This is a genomic window from Streptomyces inhibens (assembly GCF_003389455.1).
GTDB lineage: Bacteria > Actinomycetota > Actinomycetes > Streptomycetales > Streptomycetaceae > Streptomyces > Streptomyces inhibens.
On the sequence record NZ_QUAC01000035.1, the window covers coordinates 1 to 20,791 of the forward strand.

19 protein-coding genes and 1 pseudogene are annotated in these 20,791 nt (G+C 71.7%); 11 read left to right on the forward strand and 9 right to left on the reverse strand.

What is annotated here, in order from left to right; translation table 11 throughout:
- Positions 1 to 77: 77 nt before the first annotated feature.
- Genes dxs through DY245_RS05655 form a run of 3 tightly spaced genes read left to right on the forward strand, consistent with a single transcriptional unit; the run spans position 78 to position 4,524 of the window.
- A complete protein-coding gene (gene dxs, locus DY245_RS05645; RefSeq protein ID WP_128504170.1) occupies positions 78 to 1,958 on the forward strand; it encodes a 1-deoxy-D-xylulose-5-phosphate synthase in 1,881 nt (626 codons plus the stop codon).
- Entirely contained in the window at positions 1,955 to 3,337 is a 1,383-nt protein-coding gene (locus tag DY245_RS05650; RefSeq protein ID WP_128504173.1) for an aspartate aminotransferase family protein, read from the forward strand. The genes dxs and DY245_RS05650 overlap by 4 nt, the downstream gene beginning before the upstream one ends.
- A 20-nt stretch (positions 3,338 to 3,357) precedes the next feature.
- Positions 3,358 to 4,524, forward strand: coding sequence for a serpin family protein (locus tag DY245_RS05655; RefSeq protein ID WP_128504175.1), 1,167 nt, complete (start codon positions 3,358 to 3,360; stop codon positions 4,522 to 4,524).
- A 77-nt stretch (positions 4,525 to 4,601) separates the two neighbouring features.
- Here the strand turns inward: DY245_RS05655 and DY245_RS05660 are convergent.
- A pseudogene (locus tag DY245_RS05660) lies at positions 4,602 to 5,000 on the reverse strand (GNAT family N-acetyltransferase); the annotation flags it as partial.
- A gap of 87 nt (positions 5,001 to 5,087) precedes the next feature.
- Positions 5,088 to 5,897: a tyrosine-protein phosphatase gene (locus tag DY245_RS05665; protein ID WP_128504179.1), complete on the reverse strand. Its 810-nt coding sequence runs from the start codon at positions 5,895 to 5,897 to the stop codon at positions 5,088 to 5,090.
- A gap of 262 nt (positions 5,898 to 6,159) precedes the next feature.
- On the opposite strand from DY245_RS05665, the gene DY245_RS05670 reads away from it, so the two are divergent.
- Complete coding sequence (locus DY245_RS05670; RefSeq protein WP_128504181.1) at positions 6,160 to 6,960, forward strand: SGNH/GDSL hydrolase family protein; 801 nt, start codon at positions 6,160 to 6,162, stop codon at positions 6,958 to 6,960.
- 69 nt (positions 6,961 to 7,029) lie between these two features.
- Here DY245_RS05670 and DY245_RS05675 read toward each other — a convergent pair whose 3' ends face one another.
- Positions 7,030 to 7,518 (reverse strand): ATP-binding protein, encoded by a 489-nt coding sequence (locus tag DY245_RS05675; RefSeq protein WP_244942848.1) that lies wholly within the window; start codon positions 7,516 to 7,518, stop codon positions 7,030 to 7,032.
- Between the two features lie 109 nt (positions 7,519 to 7,627).
- Between DY245_RS05675 and DY245_RS05680 the strand changes: the two genes are divergently transcribed.
- Genes DY245_RS05680 through DY245_RS05690 form a run of 3 tightly spaced genes read left to right on the forward strand, consistent with a single transcriptional unit; the run spans position 7,628 to position 9,678 of the window.
- Positions 7,628 to 8,494 (forward strand): helix-turn-helix domain-containing protein, encoded by an 867-nt coding sequence (locus DY245_RS05680; RefSeq protein WP_128504183.1) that lies wholly within the window; start codon positions 7,628 to 7,630, stop codon positions 8,492 to 8,494.
- Between the two features lie 3 nt (positions 8,495 to 8,497).
- Positions 8,498 to 8,776, forward strand: coding sequence for a DUF397 domain-containing protein (locus DY245_RS05685; protein ID WP_128504185.1), 279 nt, complete (start codon positions 8,498 to 8,500; stop codon positions 8,774 to 8,776).
- A complete protein-coding gene (locus DY245_RS05690; protein WP_181923536.1) occupies positions 8,773 to 9,678 on the forward strand; it encodes an SAM-dependent methyltransferase in 906 nt (301 codons plus the stop codon). Before DY245_RS05685 ends, DY245_RS05690 begins: the two co-directional genes overlap by 4 nt.
- Here the strand turns inward: DY245_RS05690 and DY245_RS05695 are convergent.
- From DY245_RS05695 to DY245_RS05715, 5 genes are all read right to left on the reverse strand, one after another.
- Positions 9,651 to 10,583 carry an STM4011 family radical SAM protein gene (locus tag DY245_RS05695; protein WP_128504187.1) on the reverse strand — a complete coding sequence of 311 codons (933 nt, stop codon included), beginning with the start codon at positions 10,581 to 10,583 and terminating at the stop codon, positions 9,651 to 9,653. The two genes, DY245_RS05690 and DY245_RS05695, sit on opposite strands and share 28 nt — an antisense overlap.
- Before the next feature lie 11 nt (positions 10,584 to 10,594).
- Positions 10,595 to 12,025 carry an STM4012 family radical SAM protein gene (locus DY245_RS05700; protein WP_128504189.1) on the reverse strand — a complete coding sequence of 477 codons (1,431 nt, stop codon included), beginning with the start codon at positions 12,023 to 12,025 and terminating at the stop codon, positions 10,595 to 10,597.
- The gene (locus DY245_RS05705) at positions 12,022 to 12,828 is read right to left on the reverse strand and encodes an STM4013/SEN3800 family hydrolase (protein ID WP_128504206.1); all 807 of its coding nucleotides are present in this window, start codon (positions 12,826 to 12,828) and stop codon (positions 12,022 to 12,024) included. Before DY245_RS05705 ends, DY245_RS05700 begins: the two co-directional genes overlap by 4 nt.
- Positions 12,829 to 12,928: 100 nt before the next feature.
- Complete coding sequence (locus tag DY245_RS05710; RefSeq protein WP_181923537.1) at positions 12,929 to 14,170, reverse strand: STM4014 family protein; 1,242 nt, start codon at positions 14,168 to 14,170, stop codon at positions 12,929 to 12,931.
- A complete protein-coding gene (locus DY245_RS05715) occupies positions 14,171 to 15,130 on the reverse strand; it encodes an STM4015 family protein (RefSeq protein ID WP_128504192.1) in 960 nt (319 codons plus the stop codon).
- A gap of 167 nt (positions 15,131 to 15,297) precedes the next feature.
- Between DY245_RS05715 and DY245_RS05720 the strand changes: the two genes are divergently transcribed.
- Entirely contained in the window at positions 15,298 to 15,624 is a 327-nt protein-coding gene (locus tag DY245_RS05720) for a hypothetical protein (RefSeq protein ID WP_128504194.1), read from the forward strand.
- 131 nt (positions 15,625 to 15,755) lie between these two features.
- Positions 15,756 to 16,802, forward strand: a complete 1,047-nt coding sequence (locus DY245_RS05725; protein ID WP_128504210.1) for a DUF6745 domain-containing protein — start codon at positions 15,756 to 15,758, stop codon at positions 16,800 to 16,802.
- Here the strand turns inward: DY245_RS05725 and DY245_RS05730 are convergent.
- Positions 16,778 to 17,797, reverse strand: a complete 1,020-nt coding sequence (locus DY245_RS05730; RefSeq protein ID WP_128504196.1) for a carbohydrate kinase family protein — start codon at positions 17,795 to 17,797, stop codon at positions 16,778 to 16,780. The genes DY245_RS05725 and DY245_RS05730 overlap by 25 nt on opposite strands.
- A 426-nt stretch (positions 17,798 to 18,223) precedes the next feature.
- Here DY245_RS05730 and DY245_RS05735 point away from each other — a divergent pair, with 426 nt between their 5' ends.
- Together DY245_RS05735 and DY245_RS05740 are read left to right on the forward strand one after the other, a co-directional pair.
- Positions 18,224 to 19,630, forward strand: a complete 1,407-nt coding sequence (locus DY245_RS05735) for an NAD(P)/FAD-dependent oxidoreductase (protein WP_128504198.1) — start codon at positions 18,224 to 18,226, stop codon at positions 19,628 to 19,630.
- 185 nt (positions 19,631 to 19,815) lie between these two features.
- Positions 19,816 to 20,670, forward strand: a complete 855-nt coding sequence (locus DY245_RS05740) for a GNAT family N-acetyltransferase (protein ID WP_128504200.1) — start codon at positions 19,816 to 19,818, stop codon at positions 20,668 to 20,670.
- Positions 20,671 to 20,791 lie beyond the last annotated feature (121 nt).

The following is a 20,791-nucleotide window of genomic DNA, read 5'->3' on the forward strand; positions in this document are numbered from 1 at the left end:
CCCGTCTCGCGCCCGCGCGCGAGACGGGCCGGACCGGGCCGGTCATCGTCAGCCGAACCAGTAGAGGGGGACCGAACGTGACGATGCTGGAACACATCCGGGAACCACGCGACCTCAAGGCGCTTCCCGGGGACCGTCTGGCCGAACTCGCCGGGGAGATCCGGCACTTCCTCGTGCAGGCCGTCGCCCGCACCGGCGGCCATCTGGGCCCCAACCTGGGCGTGGTCGAGCTGACCATCGCCCTGCACCGGGTCTTCGACTCGCCCGCCGACCGCATCCTGTGGGACACCGGTCATCAGTCGTACGTCCACAAGATCTTGACGGGGCGTCAGGACTTCTCCAAGCTCCGGGCCAAGGGCGGCCTGTCCGGCTACCCCTCGCGGGCCGAGTCCGCCCACGACGTCATCGAGAACAGCCATGCCTCCACGGTCCTGGGCTGGGCCGACGGCCTGGCCAAGGCCAACCAGGTGCGCGGCAAGGACGACCATGTCGTCGCCGTCATCGGTGACGGCGCGCTGACCGGCGGTATGGCCTGGGAGGCGCTGAACAACATCGCCGCCGCGAAGGACCGCCCGCTGATCATCGTCGTCAACGACAACGAGCGCTCCTACGCGCCGACCATCGGCGGCCTGGCCAACCACCTCGCCACCCTGCGCACCACCGACGGCTACGAGCGCTTCCTGGCCCGTGGCAAGGACCTCCTCCAGCGCACCCCCGTCGTCGGGCAGCCGCTCTACGAGTCGCTGCACGGCGCGAAGAAGGGCTTCAAGGACGCCTTCGCGCCCCAGGGCATGTTCGAGGACCTGGGCCTGAAGTACGTCGGCCCGATCGACGGCCATGACATCGCGGCCGTCGAGTCGGCGCTGCGCCGCGCGGCGGGTTTCCACGGGCCGGTGCTGGTGCACTGTCTGACCGAGAAGGGCCGCGGCTATCCGCCCGCCCTGGAGGACGACGCGGACCACTTCCACACCGTCGGTGTGATGGACCCGCTGACCTGCGCGCCCGTCGCACCGCCCGGCGCCCCCTCCTGGACCTCCGTCTTCGGCGACGAGATGGTCCGCATCGGCGCCGAGCGCGAGGACGTCGTCGCCATCACGGCGGCGATGCTGCGGCCGGTCGGGCTCGGGAAGTTCGCCGAGGCCTACCCGGACCGGGTGTGGGACGTGGGCATCGCCGAACAGCATGCTGCGGTGTCGGCGGCCGGGCTGGCGACCGGCGGACTGCACCCGGTCGTCGCCGTCTACGCCACCTTCCTCAACCGCGCCTTCGACCAGGTCCTGATGGATGTCGCGCTGCACAAGTGCGGTGTCACCTTCGTCCTGGACCGGGCCGGGGTCACCGGCACCGACGGCGCCTCGCACAACGGCATCTGGGACCTGTCGGTACTCGGCGTCGTTCCCGGCCTGCGGATCGCCGCACCGCGCGACGCCGACCAGCTCCGCGCCCAGCTGCGGGAATCCCTGGACGTGAACGACGCGCCGACCGTCATCCGCTTCCCCAAGGAGTCGGTGGACGACCCGATCCCGGCCGTGGACCGGATCGGCGGCGTCGACGTGCTCCACCGCACCCCGCACCCCGACGTCCTGCTGGTCGCCGTCGGCGTGATGGCGCCGGTCTGCCTGCGGGTCGCCGAGCTGCTCGCGGCGCGCGGTGTCGATGCGACCGTCATCGACCCGCGGTGGGTCAAGCCGGTCGACGAGGCCATCGCGCAACTCGCCGCGCAGCATGCGATGGTGGCCGTCGTCGAGGACAACAGCCGCAACGGCGGCGTCGGCTGGGCGGTCGGCCAGGCGATGCGCGACGCGGACGTGGATGTGCCGCTGCGCACCTTCGGTATCCCCGAGCAGTTTCTGGCGCATGCCAAGCGCGGTGAGCTGCTGGCCGATCTCGGCCTGACCCCGGCGGAGATCGCCGGCCGGATCAGCGGCGCGCTGGCCCGTAAGGAGAGCACCTCGTGACCGGATTCGATCTGACCGAGCTGCTCGCCGAGCGCGGCGGTGAGCGCTACGACCTGCACAGCCGCCATCTCAACCACCAGCTCCCGCGCATGCTGCACACCATCGGCTTTGACAAGGTCTACGAGCGGGCCGCGGGCGCCTACTTCTGGGACAGCGACGGCCAGGACTACCTGGACATGCTTGCGGGATTCGGGGTGATGGGCCTCGGCCGGCACCACCCCGTCGTCCGGCAGGCGCTGCACGATGTGCTCGACGCCGAACTGCCCGACCTCACCCGCTTCGACTGCCAGCCGCTGCCCGGCCTGCTCGCCGAGAAGCTGCTGTCCTACGCGCCCCACCTCGACCGGGTCTTCTTCGGCAACAGCGGCACCGAAGCCGTCGAGACCGCCCTGAAGTTCGCCCGCTACGCCACCGGCAAGCCGCGCATCCTCTACTGCACCCATGCCTTCCATGGCCTGACCACCGGCTCGCTCTCGGTCAACGGCGAGGACGGCTTCCGGGACGGCTTCGCCCCGCTGCTGCCCGACACCGCCGTCGAGATGGGCGATCTGGCCGCGCTGGAGCGGGAGTTGAGGCGCGGCGATGTGGCGGGGTTCGTGGTCGAACCCGTCCAGGGCAAGGGCGTACACCCCACCCCGCCCGGGTTCCTGCGCGCCGCACAGGAGCTGCTGCACCGGCACAAGGCCCTGCTGATCGCCGACGAGGTGCAGACCGGCCTCGGCCGTACCGGCGACTTCTTCGCCTACCAGCACGAGGACGGCGTCGAACCGGACCTGGTGTGCGTGGCGAAGGCGCTGTCCGGCGGCTATGTCCCGGTCGGCGCGACCCTCGGCAAGGACTGGATCTTCAAGAAGGTCTACTCGTCCATGGACCGGGTGCTGGTGCACTCCGCCAGCTTCGGCTCCAACGCCCAGGCGATGGCGGCCGGCCTCGCGGTCCTCTCCGTGCTGGAGGACGAGCAGATCGTCGCGAACGCCCGGCACACCGGCGAGCTGCTGCGCTCCCGGCTCGCCGCGCTGATCGACAAGTACGAGCTGCTGCACGACGTACGGGGCCGCGGCCTGATGATCGGCATCGAGTTCGGCCGCCCCACGTCGCTCGGTCTGCGCGGCCGCTGGACGATGCTCCAGGCGGCCCGCAAGGGCCTGTTCGCGCAGATGGTCGTGGTGCCGCTGCTGCAACGGCACCGCATCCTCACCCAGGTCTCCGGCGACCACCTGGAGGTCATTAAGCTGATTCCGCCGCTGATCATCGGCGAGCGGGAGGTGGACCGCTTCGTGGAGGCGTTCACGGCGGTCATGGACGACGCCCACGGTGGCGGCGGCCTGATGTGGGACTTCGGGCGGACGCTGGTCAAGCAGGCGGTCGCCAACCGCTGACGACGCAGGTGGGGGATGCGATGGTCGCCGCGACGACGGTGCGTGCCGTCAATGACATGACGGCTCGTTGGGTGCGGGAGACGCTGGGGGAGCGGGGCACGGTGCTGACCGCGGCCGGTGTCTGGCCGCTGCTGGCCCTGCTCGCCGGACCGTCGGCCGGCCCGGCCCGCAAGGAGCTGGCCGAGGCGCTGGGCACCGACGCGGAGCACGCCGTACGCGAAGGCTGTGACCTGCTCGCCGCGCTGGACGCCGCGGACGGTGTCCATGCCGCGGCGGCGCTGTGGGCCCGGCGCACGCTCGCGCTGCACCCCGAATGGCTGGACGGCCTGCCGCTCGATCTGCACGGTGAGCTCACCGCCGACCCGGCCGCGGACCAGGAAGCGATGGACGCCTGGGCACGCCGGCACACCGACGGGCTGATCGAGCAGATGCCGGTGCAGGTGACCCCCGACATGCTGCTCGTGCTGGCGAGCGCGCTGCTGGTGCGTACGACCTGGGTGCAGCCCTTCCGGGAGTACCCGGCCCAGGTGGCCGAAGGGCCCTGGGCGGGGCGGGAGTTGAGGGCCCTGAGCCGCTCCGGAACGGAGGTGGAGCAGGTAGCGGTCCATGACACACCGGCCGGTCCGCTGACCGCGGTGCGGGTCGCCGGCGACAACGGCCTGGACGTCCATCTGCTGCTCGGCGGGCCGCAGACGCCGGGCGGCGAGGTGCTGCGGCACGGTGTCGCCGCCCTGGACGGCGCCTACCCGACGGCGTCCGGTGCGGAGCTGACCGAGGGCGGCGGGCCGGGGCTGACGGTGACGACCGTACCGAGCTACGACGGCGTCCCGTGCTTCGACCTCACCGCCACACGGTTCACCGTCGACGGCGAGCACGATCTGCTGAAGCACGCGGCCCTCTTCGGGCTCACAGCCGCCTCCGACACCTCCCGCGGACACTTCCCGGGGATCAGCGAGCAGCCGATCGCGGTGTCGGCCGCCCGGCAGACGGCGACCGCGACCTTCGGCGCGCTCGGCTTCCGCGCGGCCGCGGTCACGGTCATGCCGGTCGCCGCGGGTTCCGTGCCCCCGCCCCCGCCGTACCGGGCACAGCAGATCTCGGCCCGCTACGACCGGCCCTTCGGCTTCCTCGCGGTGCACCGGGCATCGGGGCTGGTCCTGGTCGCGGGGTGGGTCGCGGAGCCGTAAGGGGCACGGAGCCGGATGGGCACCGCGTCGTCAGGGCACGGAGCCGGTGAACGGGCGCTACTGGCGGCCGTAGGCCACCATTGGCCGGGGTTCTCCAGTGGCTGGAAGCCGACGTTCTCGTAGACCCCGTGGGCGTCGGAGGTGGCCAGCAGGATGCGGCGCAGGTCGTACGGCGCCAGGTGGTCGCGGACCGCTGCCACCAGCGCCCTGCCGATCCCCTTGCCCCGCACCTCACGGGCGACGTAGACATCGCAGAGCCAGGCGAAGGTGACCCGGTCGGTGATCACCCGGGCGTAGGCGACCTGGGCGCCCGTCACCGTGTCGTAGGCACCGAAGTTCAGCGAACCGGCTATCGCCCGGTCCTGCTGGGCACGCGTACGGCCCAGGGCCCAGTACGCGTCGGTGGAGAGCCACCGGTGGACCAGCGCGGCGTCCAGACGGGCCGGGTCGCCCGAGAACTCATAGTTGTCGATCATGCCCGTGGAGCCTGCCACAGGAGTGTGCCGGGAAGCTGAGGGGGCACCGTCCGTCGGTCGCCCGACGGGCGGTCAGGCGTCCTGCGGTCAGTCCGTCAGCAGCTGGTTCCGCAGTCGTTCGCGGGTGGCGGGTGTCAGCTTCAGGCCTTCGGTGAGGTACTTCTCCGTCGAGCCCCAGGTCCGCTCGATCGCGTCGTAGGCGGCCGTGAGGTAGTCGATATGCGCTCCGAACAGCGGCGCGAGCAGCTCCATGACCTCCTGCGACATCCCGACCGCGGAGTTGTCGGAGCGGCGGATCTTGTAGCGGCGGTGCGGATCGTTGGACTTGAGGTAGTCCGCCTCGATGGCGTCCCGCTCCACACCGACCGCCAGCAGGGTCACCGCGACGGAGAGCCCGGCGCGGTCCTTGCCGGCCGCACAGTGCATCAGCGCCGGGACGCTGTCCTCGGCGAGGGAGTGCAGCACCCGGCTGTGGTCCTCGGTGCGGGTGGTGATGATGTGGCGGTACGTCGCGGCCATACGGGCCGCGGCCTTGCCGTCGCCGAGCGCGGACCGCAGCTGGTCCAGCTCACCGTCGCGCACCATCGTCCAGAACTCTGCGCCGTCGGCCGGGTCGGTGAGCGGAATGTTCACGTTGCGAACGCCGGGGAGCGTGACATCGGGGCCTTCCAGCTTGATGTCCGAGGCGTTGCGGAAATCGAAGATGGTGTGCAGTCCGAGGCCGGCCAGAAAGTCGGCGTCCGCCTCGGTCGCATGGGCAAGGTGTCCGCTGCGGAACAGCCTGCCCTCCCGTACGCGACGCCCGTCCACGGTCGGCAGTCCGCCCACGTCACGGAAGTTGCGGACCTCCGCGAGCTCGGGCTGGGCCTGGGGGACCTGCGGCGTCTGCTGCGTCACGGGCGCTCCTTGTGGTCGTTCGCCGACGCTGCTCGTCGACGGGGCGAGGCATCCCCGACGATACGACATTGATGCAATAGACAATCAGGTCGTAACAATCGCGTCGGTGGTGTGAAGGAGTGCGATGCGGCGCTCAAGGAACAGTGTGTGATCGATCATTATTCCAATTTGAGGAGAATTTGACCTGGTGGCATTAATCACCCCTCGTCAACCCCTGGTTACGGTGGCGTAAGTCACTTCTCAAGGTGAAGTATGTCCTGACGTGGCAGACGATTCGAAGAACATCAGCAACGGCGCCCACGGCGCCATCGGGTCGTACGCAGCCGTCGGGGACAGCTTTACAGAGGGGGTCGGGGATCCCGGCCCTGACGGGGCGTACATCGGTTGGGCGGACCGGCTGGCGGTCCTACTCTCGGACCAGCAGGCCGAGGGGGACTTCCGCTACGCGAACCTCGCGGTCAGGGGGCGACTCCTGGACCAGATCGTCGAGGAGCAGGTGCCCCGGGTGAAACAGCTCGCTCCCGCGCTGGTCACATTCTGTGCCGGCGGCAATGACATCCTGCGGCCGGGCTCCGACCCGGACGCGGTCGCCGAGCGTTATGAGGCGGCGGTCGCCGACCTGCATCAGACGGTCGGCACGGTCCTGCTCTGCACCGGCTTCGACACCCGCGGTGTCCCCGTGCTCAAGCATCTGCGCGGCAAGATCGCGACATACACGGCGCATGTCCGGGCCATCGCGGACCGGCACGACTGCCCGGTCCTGGACCTGTGGTCGCTGAAGTCGGTGCAGGACCGGCGGGCATGGAGCGATGACCGGCTGCATCTGTCGGCCGACGGCCACACCCGGGTGGCGCTGCGCGCGGCCCAGGTGCTCGGTCTGCGGGTGCCGGCCGACCCGGACCAGCCGTGGCCCCCGGAGGCCGAGCGGTCGGCGGCCGAGGCGCGGCGGGACAACATCCACTGGGCGCGCGAGCATCTGGTGCCGTGGATCGGACGCCGGCTGCGCGGCGAGTCCTCCGGCGACCATGTCGAGCCCAAGCGGCCCGATCTGCTGCCGCTGTAATACGGCCACGGCCCGAGAGCGGCCCCATGGCATGACGGAGGCCCCGTTTCGCCGATGCGGAGCGGGGCCTCAGTGTGCGTGCGAGGAGTACGGCAGGTCCGCCCAGACGACCCGGCCCTGACCGCTGTCGGCCGGCCGCGACCCCCAGCTTTCGGACAGTGCGCCGACGAGAAACAGCCCTCGTCCGCACTCCTTGTCCACGCTGCCGGGCTGGAGATGCGGGGCCGAAACCCCCGGCCCGCCCTGGTCCGTGATCTCTATGCGTATGTGCGCCCCGACGAGGGCGAGCTCGCAGCCGACCTTCTCGCTGTCGGTGTGCCGTACCGCATTGGTGAACAGCTCGGAGACCACCAACTCCACGTCGTCGCGGACTTGTTGATCCGCGCCCCACTCGCGCAGCAGCGCACTGGCGCGTCTGCGCGCCTCGGGCACGGACGTGCGTCGCGCCGGCAAGTGGAACGCGTCCTGCGGGTACTGGGCGACGGAGCCGCCACAGCGCCCTAACGAAGGAGCGTTGTTGGAGGAAGCCACGACGTAACTATGTGCGATGTTGGTCACCGATGGCAAGGATCACTCTGTAATTTGCAGAATCGTAAGTGCAGTCTGTTCGTGTTGCTGACGGCATGACACACTGCTGATCACTGAAGTCAGTTGGAGGCGATCGGACGTGGCGGACCCACGGTCGGCAGGCGCGCCGACCGTCCTGCGGGTGGTGCTCGGCAAGCGACTGCAGGACCTGCGCGAGAAGGCGGGACTCTCCTTCGAACGGGCCGCGGCGGCCCTCGATGTGACCCACGCCACGATTCGGCGCATGGAAAAGGCCGAGGTCGGCCTCAAACTCCCGTACGTCGAGAAGCTGCTGGCGACCTACGGCGTCACCGACGAGGACGAGATCGAGGGCTTTCTCTCCCTTGCCCGCGAGGCCAACAAGCCCGGCTGGTGGCACCGCTTCCGGGACGTACTGCCCGAGTGGTTCAGCGCATTCGTCAGCCTGGAGAGCGAGGCCAACCTCATCCGGGCCTACCAACCGCACTACATCCCCGGGCTGCTGCAGACCGAGGAGTATGCCGCGGCCGTCCTGCGGGCCGGTATGCCGCACGCCTCCGGGGCCGACATCGACCGCATCGTCGCGCTGCGCATGGAGCGGCAGTCCCTGCTGACCCGCGACAACGCACCGATGCTGTGGGTGGTGATGGACGAGACCGTCCTGCGGCGCCCGATCGGCGGGCCCAAGGTGATGCGTGACCAGATCACCCGGCTGATGGAGGGCGCCGCGCTGCCGAACGTCCGGCTGCAGATCATGCCCTTCGCCGCGGGCCCGCACCCCGCCATGTACGGCCCCTTCCACATTTTCCGCTTCCCGATCCCGGAACTCCCGGACATCGCCTACGCGGAGACCCTCGTCGGAGCCGAGTACTTCGACCAGCGCAATGACGTCTCGCAGTTCCTGGAGGCCCTGGACCGGATGTGTGCGCAGGCCGCGCCGGCACACACCACCGAGGCCATTCTGGGTGGCTTTCGCAAGGAGATCTGAACCATGGATCGCATACGCATCTACAACGGCATGCCCGCCAAAGAACTGGGCACCGAGGGCTGGCACAAGCCGTGGAGCGGCGGAAACGGCGGCGAGTGCGTCGAGGCCATGCAGCTGGGGGACGGCCGGATCGCGCTCCGGCAGTCGACCGACCCGGACGGCCCGGCGCTGATCTACACCCACCACGAAATGGTGAGTTTCATCGAGGGCGCGAAGGCCGGCCACGCCGACTTCCTGCTCTCCGCGGCGCCGGGCCGGCGCACCGAACGGAGGACGGCGTGAGCGAGCAGGACATACCCCAGGGGGCACCGGACTCCGAAGTCCCGGAGATCGGACCGTACGTCCAAGGACCCGAGCACTCGGGCTTCTCGGCCGACGAGATCGACACCAGCCGGCCGCACCCGGCCCGGATGTACGACTACTACCTCGGCGGCTGGGACAACTACGAGGTCGACCGGGTGGCCGCGGAGCGGGTCATCGAGGTCCACCCCCAGGTACGGCACAGCGCCCGCGCCAACCGGGCGTTCCTGCGCCGGGCGGTGGGCGAACTCGTCGCCGGCGGCATCCGCCAGATCATCGACATCGGCACCGGCATCCCCACCTCGCCCAACACCCATGAGGTGGCGCGCGAGACCGCCCCCGACACCCGCGTCGTCTACGTCGACAACGACCCGATCGTCGCCACCCACGCCGGGGCCCGGCTGACCAACGCCGAGCGCACCGGTTTCGTGCTCGGTGATGTCCGCGACCCCAAGGCGATCCTGGACCACCCGACCGTCCGGGAGCTGATCGACTTCGACCGGCCGGTGGCGCTGCTGCTGGTCGCCGTACTCCACTTCGTCCGGGACGACGAGGACCCCGCCGCCCTGGTCGCGACCCTCGCCGAGGCGCTCCCCGCGGGCAGCCATCTCGTCCTGTCGCATGCGACCGGTGAGCCCTACGAGGCGTACGCGGAGGGCCGCACGGACGTGCAGGCGCGTGACGGTGTCATCAACGTCTACAAGAGCGCCACCGCCACCCTCAATCTGCGCTCCAAGGCCGAGATCGAGCCGCTCTTCGGGCCGTTCGCGCTGCTGGAGCCGGGCGTCGTACGGGTGCCGCTGTGGCGGCCGGACGGCGAGGTGCCCGGCCCGCGGGACCTCAACAACACCATTTTCTACGGTGGGGTGGGCCGCAAGGCCTGACCCGCCAGGCGCACGGACCGGGCTCCCCGGCCGGCCGGCGCCGCGGCGCTGGGGATCCGCTCCAGCACCCCGCCCGCGAACACGTCGTACAGCGGCAGCGTCTCCAGATGGACATAGCCGATATGGCAGTCGCACACGGCCAGCGGGCAGGGGCGGGGGCGCAGCGCCGCGCGATAGCTGCCGTCGTAGAGATTGCCGAGCTCGGTGCGGACGAAATGGCAGCGGCGTACCGTGCCGTCGCCGTCCACCGAGAGCACCGACTCGCCCGTCCGGCAGGGGAGACCGGCGCTCTCGTGCGGCCGGCGACTGAACGGGAAGAGCGGATCGAGCTCCGTCCAGAGGGCGGCATCCTCGTCCGTATAGCTGTGGCCCTCGGCGGCGTTGACCCAGAGATAGACCTGCTCGGGGAGGTCGGCGCGGAGCTTGCGGGCATGGTCGAGATGGCCGGGGAGGCCCACGATGCCCACGCTGAAGCGGGCGCCGCGCGCGGCGAGCTCGCGGGTCTTCGCCAGGAACCGGTCGTACGGCGTCTGGCCCGGGTGGTAGGTGCACCACAGGGCCAGGACGTCGAGGTCCGCCTCGGCCAGCCAGTCCGTGCGGCAGCTGAGATTGGTCTGGATCGCCACCCGCCGGATGTGCGGGAGGCGGCTGAGTTCGGCGAGGGTGCGGCGGTACCAGGAGCGGACCAGACCCTCGCCCCAGGGGGTGAAGAGGATCGACAGCCGGTCACCGGGACCGGGCGCGTCCCCTTCTCCTTGCGCCGTTGCCCAGTCGGCGAAGCGGGCCAGTGCCGCGCGGTCGGCGCGCAGCTGCTCGCGGCTGTCCCGCCGCTTGGCGAACGGGCAGTACGGGCAGTCGTAGTCGCAGGACGCCAGCGGGCCGCGGTAGAGAATCGTCAAGTCCATGGCATTGGGCCTTACTTGAGGTCGTAGGCGGCCATGCGGGACCGTACGGCGGGCGAGAACAGCATCGGGCCCAGGGCATCGGAATGCGCCAGCCCCTCGGGGGACAGCCGCAGCAGTCCCGGGGCCGCGGAATTGTCCAGCCAGCCACGCTCGGCACAGCGCGCCAGCTCCGCCGGGAAGTCGTCCGCGGGCGAACTGCCGAACCGGGCACGGTAGTCCGCGACCGCCATACCCTCCGCCTGGAGCACCGACTGCAGCAGATGGCGGCGGCGCGCCTCGTCCCCGGTCATCTCCCAGCCGAATTCGGCGTGTGCGAAGTCCGCGGCGGGGCGGGACAGGTAGGCGTCGATGATCGAACGGATCCGGGTCATACCGACGGCGTAGTCGAAGGAGTAGTGCAGGGCCGAGGTGTAGGACCGGGCGCCGCAGCCCAGACCGATCATGCCGTCGGTCTGGCAGGCGTGGTCGGCACCGCCCGCGGTGGGCGTGGCCGCGTCCCGGCGGCGGAACATCCGCATGGACACCTGCTCATAGCCGGCGGCCCGCAGATGGTCGCGGCCGTAGCGGTACAGCCGCAGGCGCTGGGCGTCCCACTCCGGGTCGGGCGCCGTGGGATCCTTGCGGCCCAGGCCGGTCAGCGGGCGCACATACAGCGGATAGAGATACAGCTCCTCGGGCCGCCAGCCCAGCGCGGTGTCCAGGGACCGCTGCCAACTGCGCTCCGTCTGGCCGTCGATGCCGTAGATCAGGTCGATGTTGAGCACCGGAACGCCCGACTCCCGGATCCGGTCCAGGGCGGCCGCCACCTCGGCCGGGCGCTGCGGACGGACCGCGGCCCGCGCCTCCGCCTCGACAAAGCTCTGCACCCCGATGCTGATCCGGGTCGCACCGCGCTCGGCCAGGACACCCAGGCGGTCCGCGGTGGCGGTCGACGGGGAGGTCTCCACGGAGAGCGGCACCGTGCGCAGCTCGGCGCCCATCCGCAGCTCCGCGATATCGCAGAGCCGCGCCAGCTCGGCGGCGCTGAGGAAGGTGGGGGTGCCGCCGCCGAACGCCGCCGCGGCGAACCGGGCATCGGTGTGCAGCGCGTCCCGGACGGCCATCGCCTGGCGCTCCAGGGCGTCCAGATACGCCGAGGTCATCTCCCCCGGGGCGCCGATGCGGGTGAAGAGATTGCAGAAGCCGCAGCGCACCTCGCAGAACGGTATGTGGAGATAGAGCGAGAGCGCGTCCTGCGGCTCGGTCGCCCACAGGTCACGCAGCGCCGGACGGTCCGGGCGCCGGCGGTAGGCCGTCTTGTGGGGGTAGGCGTAGACATAGCTCTCGTACGGCGAGTCCGGCGAGTCGGGCGAGTACGGAGGGTCGGCGGTCGGGGCAGGGGAAGGAGCAGGGGCAGACGAGCCGGGCGGGCGCGAGGTGGTGGCGGTTTCGGTGACGGTCATCGGGCGGCCTCGATCGTGAACTGGGCGTAAGGGACGGTCCAGACGGACTCATGGCCGAGGCGGTGGCCCGTATAGCCGTCCTCGCCGTAGGTCGTGCCATGGTCGGAGCAGACGATGGCGAAACACGGGCGGCGGCTGCTCACGGCGGCGAAGAGCCGGCCGATATGGCGGTCGACGTACTCCAGCGCGGCGGCGTGGGTGGCGCGGCTGTCACCGGCCTCGCGGGTGGCGCCGGGCAGATGGAACCAGTTCGGCTGGTGCAGCGCCGCGACATTGACGAACAGGAACAGCCGCTGCCGCGCCGGGAGCGCGGCGACAACCTCTTCGGCGCGGGCGACCTGTGCCTCGAACGAGGTGGGGGAGGCGACACCGAACTCCGGCTCCCAGTGGCTCTCCTGGAACAGCCCGGGGAGCACGGAGCCCAGCGCCGCCTGCCGGTTGAAGAAGCCCACCCCGCCGATGCACACCGTGCGATAGCCGGCCGCGGCCAGGCCGGACACCAGGTCGGGGGTGTCGAAGACCCAAGTGCCGGGCGCGGTGGTCTCGCTGCCGGCGAACCGCGCGGCGAACAGCCGGGGATGCGGTCCCGGAGCCGCCGGGGTCGGCAGAAAACCGGCGAACATCGCCTGGTGGGAGGCGTAGGTGAAGCTTCCGGGGGCGTGCCGGCGCTCCCAGCGGCCGCCGGGCAGATACCGGGCCAGATGCGGTATCCGGCCGTCCGCCGCCAGCTCCTGCGCCACGTCGTGGCGCAGCGTGTCGAGAGTGAGGAGAAGGAGGTCGTGGCTGCCCACGATCTCGTTCATATCGAGGTTCTCGTCGCTTTCCGGGGTCTCGGCCGTGCGGGCCGCCGCGGCCACCGGTTCAGGGGCGCGCGCTGGTGATTCAGGGGCGTGCGCTGGAGTGTCAGGGGCGTGCACGGTACGTTCCGCTCTTTCCTTGTGTGCTGCGTACGGCGGCGACCTGCGCGCCGTACGTGTCCAGGCCCTCGGCCCCGCTTCCCGGGAGGCCGGTCAGCCGGGGCAGCAGATCGCCGAAGGCATTCACCTCGCCCACCACGAAGCCCCGCCAGCCCGTCTTGGGCAGCAGATCCACGCCCACACACAGAGTGCGCGGAAAGCAGGCGGCGGCCGCCTCGCAGACGGCCAGCGCATCGGTCCAACGGGCCCCCGACGCCTCGACGGACGCCCGCGCCGCGGTGAGATCACCGCGCGCTCCACCGAGATGGAGATTGGTCATCGGCGAAAGGCTCGTGCGGACGACGGCATGGGTCGCCCGGCCGTCCACGACCACCACCCGCAGATCGGCGACCCGGCCGGCCTGTGCCGCCTTCGGAATCCAGCGCTCGATGTGCAGACCGTCCGGTGCCAGCGCGTCGACGATGGCGGCGATCTGCGGCTCGCTGCCGTAACGACGCACCCGCAGGGAGTTGAACAGGCTGCCGTCCGGACCCAGTTCGACCGAGGTCGTGGCACGGAAGCGCCCTCGGCCGTCGCTCTCCAGCGCCAGCACACCGGACGCCGATGAGCCGTGCGCCGGCTTGAGAAACGCCCGCCGCAACCCGGCTGCACCCAGCACCGACCTGGCCTCCGCCCAGCTGCCGACGGCCGCGGCGCCCGGCCCCGACGTGGGCGACTCGGGAACCGGCACCCCCGCGGTACGCAGCACGCCGTGGCACCGCCGCTTGTCGAAGAGCACCGCCAGCTCGGCCGGATCGTCCAGGAGGGTGGCGCCGCCCGCCGAGGCGGCACGGGCGACCTCCCGCACCGCCGCCGTGAAGCGGGTGTACCACCGCGCCGTGCCTTCGACCCGGGTCGGGTCGGCGGCCCCTCGCAGCAGCCGTTCGACCTCGGCGTTCTCCCCGGGCGAGTCGATCCGTACGATCTCGCCCGGTGTGAACCGCGCGCCGTCGCGCAGCACATCGGCCCAGGCCAGCAGGCGCGGCGCGGGCAGACCCGCGGAGCGGACCGCATCGGCGAACAGCGTCACCCGGCGGTTCTCGGGGTTGCCGACCACGGCGAAGCGGGGCAGGCCGCCGGCCGCGGAGCGGGCGACGGTGGAGGCCCGGGTGACGGCGGCGGTGGAGGCGCGGGTGAGGGCGGCAGCGGAGGCCCGGGTGACGGTAGCGGGGTGGGCGAGGGCCGTCATCTACTCGGTCACCGCGGCATAGCGCCACACCGTGCCGTCGTCCTCGTCCTCCTCGCCCCGCTCGTCGATGACGATCTCGACGCCGCTGGGCTCCAGCGCCTCGCGCACCCGGTGCACCATCGCGTCGGTGAGGTAGTGGTGATCCAGGTCGAGCTTCTTGAGGTGGGTGAGCGGCTGGCCGGCGAGCAACGCCTCCGCGCCGGCATCGGTGAGCGTGCCCATCGACAGATCCAGCGTCTGCAGGCCGGCCACGACCGGGGCCGAGCCGATCGCCGTGGCGATCTCGTCCTGGATCTCGCTGTTCTGCAGCCCCAGATGGCGCAGCGCGGGCAGACGGCTGCCGGAGAGCACGGCGGCCAGATCGCCGATCTCGTAATCGCCGCCGTACTCCGGCACACCCAGCCACAGGACCAGCGACTCCAGTGCGGGGAAGTGGCTCTCGCATATCCCCCGGACCGCGGCGGCCGGCAGCCCGCCCGATTCGAACCGCAGCTCGCGCAGCGCATCGTGCCGCACCGGCGGGAAGACCAGGCCGCTGCCGCCGCGCACGGTCAGACGCGTCAGCGCGGGGAAGGCGGTAAGCAACGGTGTGACATCGGACTGCTGGATCCAGGAGATCTCCGCCTGCTCCGCCACCAGTTCGCCGAGGAAGATGGCGCGCAGGCCCGTGAGCCGGTCCTTGGCCGCGACGACCGCCGCCACGACGACCTCCGAGGACTCGTCGTACACCTCGCCCCACTGCCCCAGGACCAGCGCGCGGACGCCCGACAGCTCCACGGTCTCGGTGAAGCGCTGCCAGCGCTGCTCGAATGTGTCGTCGTCGCTGTCGTCGTACGGATGGACGGACAGCCGCCAGGCGACGGCCCCGGGCTCGGGGAGGGCGGACATATCGTCCGTGGCCTGCGGGAAGTCGTGGACGGGCAGGCCGTCCCACTCTTCCACGTGCTGGTGGATGCTCATGGCCGCTATTCCTATCAACCGCCACTGACAACGCCGCCGGCGCCCGGGTCGCCGGCCACGTATGACGCACTCTCCCCCAGCTTTCCGCAGGTCAGAGCCGATTGTTAGACCCACCCCCTAACGTTTTCGGCAGAGCGGAGGAGTGCGAACGAGGGGGAGGGAACGGCGTGTACCGACAGGGAGATGTGCTGATCGTGCCGGTTGCGGAAGCCGCGCTGCCGGAGCATGTGAGCAGGCTGCCGGAAGAACCGCGGGATGTGCGGGGGCGGATGGTGCTGGCATTGGGCGAGGTCACCGGCCATGCCCATGCGGTGGTCGGCGCCGGTGCGTTGAGACGCGAGACGGGGGCGTTCGGGCCCGCGCTGCTGCATCTGCCCGAGGGCGGCCGGGTGGTGCATGAGGAGCATGCCGCGATATCGCTGCCCAAGGGCTGGTACCGCGTGGTGCGCCAACGCGAGTACGTGCCGGGCTCGGTGCGCTTGGTGGCGGACTAAGGCGTGTCCGTCGTGTCCGGCGGGGCACGCGGGGCATACGGAGCCCGGGGTGGCGCAAGGCGGCAGCAGCAGGGGGAACGGGGGACGGCAGGGTGCGCGGCGAAATGGCAAGCGAGTACGGGGAGTTGGGTATGCGGGCGGTGGCCGAAGAGGGGCAGGGGGACGGTCGGGGCGCCGCGTCGGCGGGGTGGCGTGCGGTGGCGGCCGCGACCGGGCCGGCGGACCGGGTGGCCGCGGAGGCGGGGGTGCGGCTGGCCTATCGCCTCGCCGGGCTCGCGGAGCCGGAGCGGGTGGAGTGGGCCGGATCGCCGAGGGAGGCGACGGCGCGGGTGCTGGCAGCGTCGCGGGCCGAGCTGGGGGTGAGCGTGCGGGACGCGGTGCGGACCCGGCCCTGGGCAGCCGAACGGGCCGCGCTGCATGCCGAGTTGAGCCGAGTCGGCTGGGGTGAGCGATGGGAGCTGACCGGCGGCCGGCTGTGGGACACCACCCGGGCGCTCACCGAGCGGATCCGCACCGGCGTCGTCGAGGCGCTGGCCGAAACGCCCGGGGGTGAGCCCGCGGTGCGGCTGGCGCTGCTGGACGCGGTGCTGGGACAGCATGACGCGCCCTGGCTCGCCGCGCTCGCGGAGCCGGGAGAGCGGCTGGCGGGCATCGCCGCCGTGGCCCGCACCGCCGGGTGGTGGTGGCCGTACGAGAAGGTGGCGATCATCGCCGAGCGGCCGGTCGAGCTGCATCGCGACGAGGCCGGGCGGCTGGACCGGGGCGACGGCCCGGCGCTCGCCTTCCCCGACGGCTTCGCCCTGTACGCCTGGCGCGGGATGCCGGTCCCGGCAACATTCCTGGACGGGCTGGCCGACCTCACACCGGAGCGCATACGGAAGGAGGAGAACGCCGAACTCCGCCGGGTCATGCTGGAGTTCTACGGCTACGACCGCTACCTCGAAGAGTCCGGAGCGCAGCCGATGCACCGCGACGAGGCGGGCATTCTGTGGCGTATCGAACTCGACGACGACGAGCCGGTGGTGATGGTCGAGGTGGTCAACTCGACGCCGGAGCCGGACGGCACCCATCGCACCTACTGGCTGCGGGTGCCGCCCTGGACCCGTACGGCGCGGGAAGGCGTCGCCTGGACCTTCGGACTGGGAGCGGAGGCCTATGCCCCGGTGCGGGAGACCTGAGCTGCCGGCGGCTCAGGAAGCCCGGGTTCGTCACCGTGCGGTGCGGTGACGGTGGCGGCGGCCGCCGCGGTATCGGCAAGCACGGCACGGAGATCGTCCGGGCCGACCAGGGTGGTGTGGGTGCCCGGCGAGGTACACGCATAGGCCCCCGCTACGGCGCCCAGCCGCGCGCAGTCCTCGAGCGGCCGGCCCGCCAGCCGGCCGTAGAGGAAACCGCAGGCGAAGGCGTCGCCCGCGCCGTTGCTGTCCACGACGGGGCCGGGCGGGACCGCGGCCGGCACCAGTCGCGGCGTGCGGTCGTCGGAGGTGAGGAGGTAGGCGCCGCCCGCACCGGCCGTCGCGATCACCACCTCGGCGCGCCCGTCGTGGAGGATCTCGCGCATGACGGACCCGATCCGTTCACCCGCCCCGGCCGTGCTGAGGAACACCACATCCGAGCGGAGCGCGAACTCCCGGTGATGGTCCGTCAGGCCGTCCCAGTCGTGCAGATCCGTGGAGACGGGGAGGCCCAGCGCTTCGATGTCGTCGTACAGAAAGCGGGTGAAGTGCATGATCGACAGATGGACGTGCCGGGCGCGGCGCAGAGCCGGCAGGTAGTGCTCGGCGGACATACGCAGGTCGACAGGGTCGCGGCCGTCGTAGAACGACATCCGACGGCCGTCGGGGGCGACAAGGTTGACCGCACGCCGGGTGCCGTGCGGCGAGACCAGCGGCCGGAAGTCGACGCCGGTACCGGCCAGCCGTTCACGGACCAGGCTGCCGGGATGGTCGTCGCCGATGAAGTCCAGGAAACCGGTGGCGAGTCCGAGCGCCGCGCAGCCCAGCGCGACGCCGGTGCCGGTGTGCCCCACCCATTCATGAATGGGCGGCACCGGATGGGAATCGGCGGACGGCAGCGGCAGCGCGCCGACCGGCACGATGGTGTCCACGCCCGCTCCACCGACGACGAGTACGTCATATACGTCAGACGGCTCAGAAACCTGCTGGAATGTCACAAGCGTCCTTGAATCTCTTGCTGGTGAGACGAATCCCTTGCCGGTGAGACCGTTGCCGGACGAGTCGCGTCCGCAGCCGGGAGTCTAGACGCAGGCTCACCTCATAGCGGGATGTTAGGGACTGAGGTGATGCGAGGGAGGAAAGGACGCGCAAGAAGCCGTGCCGACGGTCCGTGACCGGTGCTGAGCGGGCGATCGCTGGTGGTCCGTGGCGAGCCCTATTCCCCCATCGAGTCGGTTGGCAGAAAGGGGCGTTGACATCGGTGTTGTGTGCACTGAAGTCTGAGAGCGTCAATGATCAGGTTCCGCGGAGGTGACCGGTCCCCGGCCCGGCGAGCGAATCCCGGGCAGGGCGTACCGGATCCGGTAACGGCAACGAGCAGGCGGTACGGCTGACGGGCCGGCCGGCGGGGGAGCGAGGCAGGGATGGCAGAGCACTCCAATGGCGGGCGCACCGCGATCGTGATCGGTGGCGGGCTCGCCGGAATGCTGGCCGTCACCGCCCTGGTGGGACACGTCGACGCGATCACCGTCGTTGAGCGCGACCGCTATCCCGAGGGGCGCGCCTTCCGCAAGGGCGTCCCGCAGGCCCGCCATCTGCACATTCTCCTCAGCGGCGGCCGACGTGCCCTCGAAGAGCTGCTGCCCGGCACGGTCGCCGCGCTCACCGAGGCCGGTGCGCGCAGCCTGTATCTGCCGCGCGATCTGCTCACCCGTACGCCCACCGGCTGGCAGCGCCGCTTCGACGAGCGCCGTCATCTCACGCTGAGCGTCACCCGGCCGGTGCTGGACGCGGTGGTACGGGAGCGGGTCCTGCGGGCGGCCGCCGACTCGCCCACCCGTGTCGAGGTCCTGGAGGCCACCGAGGCCGTCGGGCTGACCGGGGACGCCGGCCGGGTGACCGGGGTACGCGTCCGGTCACGGGACGGCGAGCGCGGCGAGGGATCCGGGCGGGAGCTGTCGGCCGCGCTCGTCGTGGACGCCTCGGGCCGCGGTTCCCGGACGCCCCAGTGGTACGCCGAACTGGGCAGGTCCGCGCCGCAGGAGGAGACCGTGGACGCGGGGCTCGCCTACGCCACCCGTATGTACCGCCCCAAGGACCCGGACACCGCGCCCGACGCCGGCGTCAACATCCCCGGCTGGCCGGAGAGCCCGCGCGGCGCCGCCTACGTACCGGTCGAGGACGGCAAGTGGCTGCTGACGCTGTCCGGGGTGCGCGGGCACCACCCGCCCACGGACGCGGCGGAGTTCACCGCCTTCAGCGCCACGATCGGCGACCCGTACGTCCATGAACTGCTCGCGCAGGCCGAACCGCTCTCGCCGGTGCACGGCTTCCGCGACACCTACAACCGCCGCCGGCACTTCGAGCGGCCCGGCGCCCTCCCCGAACGGTTCCTCGTCCTGGGGGACGCCGGCTGCACCTTCAACCCCGTGTACGGGCAGGGGATGTCGGTCGCCGCGCTCGGCGCGCTGGCGGTGCGCAGCACGCTCGCGGACGGTGGCGGTCTGCGCCCCGGGGTCATCGCCGAGGCACAGCGGGCGGTGGCCCGTGCGGTGGAACCCGCCTGGCTCGCCGCGGTCGGCGCGGACCGGCCGTATGCAAGCCCCGACGACACCAAGGCGAGCCTCGGCGAGCGACTGAGCACGTGGTACCTCGACCGGCTGTTCGCCCGCGCCGCCATCGACCCCGTCGTCGGCGCGATCTGGCGGGACGTCTTCTGCCTCACCGCGCCGCCCGCCCGCCTCGTCGCCCCGCGCATCGTCCTGCGCACCGTCTTCCTGCCCCGCCGCCCCGGCCTTCCGAGCCCGCCCCTCGTCGTCGAAGGCGCGTGACTGTCTGACCGCGTGACCGCGTGACCGCGTGACCGCGTGACCGCGTGACCGCGTGCCCGTCCGACCACCTGACGGCGTGACCGCGTGCCCGTCCGACCGTGTGACCGTGCGAAGGCGTGAACCGGCCCCGGAGCCCGAGCCGAAAACCGGGTGCGGCCGGCCGGGAATCCACGGGAAGGTGTGGCATGACCTGGACCACGACCCGGGACCTCGACGCATTCGACGCGGCCGCCGGCACGTTCCTGCGCGGCCGGCCGGCCGAGCACACCGTGCTGCTGTCGGTGGCATCCTCCCTGCGGGTGATCGGCACGGATACCTACGGGCAGGACGCACCGTCGTTCGGCTGGTGGCGGCGGGACGGGCAGTCAGCGGTCGGGGCCGCGTTCGTGTGGACGCCGCCGCGTACGGTGCTGCTCTCGCCGATGCCGGACGGGGCGGCGGCCGAGCTGGTGGACGTGCTGGCGCACGAGCAGCTCGCGGTACCGGGCGTGAACGCCGGCCGGGCGACGGCCGAGGCGGTCGCCGCGGCCTGGCAGCGACGGCATGGCGGCACGGTGCGCACCGCCGAACACCACCGGCTCTACCGGCTGGGCGAGCTGACGCCGCCGGCCCCCGCACCTCCCGGTGCGGCCCGGCTCGCCACGACGGCCGACCGGGACCTCCTTCTCGCCTGGTTCACGGCCTTCGCCGCGGAGGTCGGCGATCCGCCGCCCCGCGACGCCCGAGCGGTCGACGACCGTATCGCCCACGGCCGCTGCCTGCTGTGGGAGGCCGACGGCCGCCCCGTATCGATGGCGGGGGTCACCCGCACGCTCTTCGGCATGGCTCGGGTCGCTCCCGTCTACACCCCGCCCGAGCTGCGCGGACGCGGCTATGCGGGGGCGGCGACCGCCGCTGTCTCCCGCGCTGCGCAGGACGAGGGGGTGCATGAGCTGCTGCTCTTCACGGACCTCGCCCACCCCACCAGCAACGTCATCTACCAGCGGCTCGGCTACCGGCCCGTCGAGGATCATCTCGTCCTGGAGTTCGGGCGCAGCTAGCGGCCGGCCCCGGCCTGGACGACCGCGGCGACCGGCCCCGGGCGGACGAGGCGCTCGCCGGCCACCGCCTGCCACCGCCGGGCCCGCGCTCACCGCACCGGACGCGCCCGAGTTGCGCGGC

Coding starts and splice junctions, on each gene's coding strand:
- DY245_RS05655 (WP_128504175.1), top strand. CDS start 3,358: ATGGTCGCCGCGACGACGGTGCGTGCCGTCAATGACATGACGGCTCGT.
- DY245_RS05685 (WP_128504185.1), top strand. CDS start 8,498: ATGGATCGCATACGCATCTACAACGGCATGCCCGCCAAAGAACTGGGC.
- DY245_RS05695 (WP_128504187.1), bottom strand. CDS start 10,583: ATGGACTTGACGATTCTCTACCGCGGCCCGCTGGCGTCCTGCGACTAC.
- DY245_RS05700 (WP_128504189.1), bottom strand. CDS start 12,025: ATGACCGTCACCGAAACCGCCACCACCTCGCGCCCGCCCGGCTCGTCT.
- DY245_RS05705 (WP_128504206.1), bottom strand. CDS start 12,828: ATGAACGAGATCGTGGGCAGCCACGACCTCCTTCTCCTCACTCTCGAC.
- DY245_RS05710 (WP_181923537.1), bottom strand. CDS start 14,170: ATGACGGCCCTCGCCCACCCCGCTACCGTCACCCGGGCCTCCGCTGCC.
- DY245_RS05715 (WP_128504192.1), bottom strand. CDS start 15,130: ATGAGCATCCACCAGCACGTGGAAGAGTGGGACGGCCTGCCCGTCCAC.
- DY245_RS05725 (WP_128504210.1), top strand. CDS start 15,756: ATGCGGGCGGTGGCCGAAGAGGGGCAGGGGGACGGTCGGGGCGCCGCG.
- DY245_RS05735 (WP_128504198.1), top strand. CDS start 18,224: ATGGCAGAGCACTCCAATGGCGGGCGCACCGCGATCGTGATCGGTGGC.
- DY245_RS05740 (WP_128504200.1), top strand. CDS start 19,816: ATGACCTGGACCACGACCCGGGACCTCGACGCATTCGACGCGGCCGCC.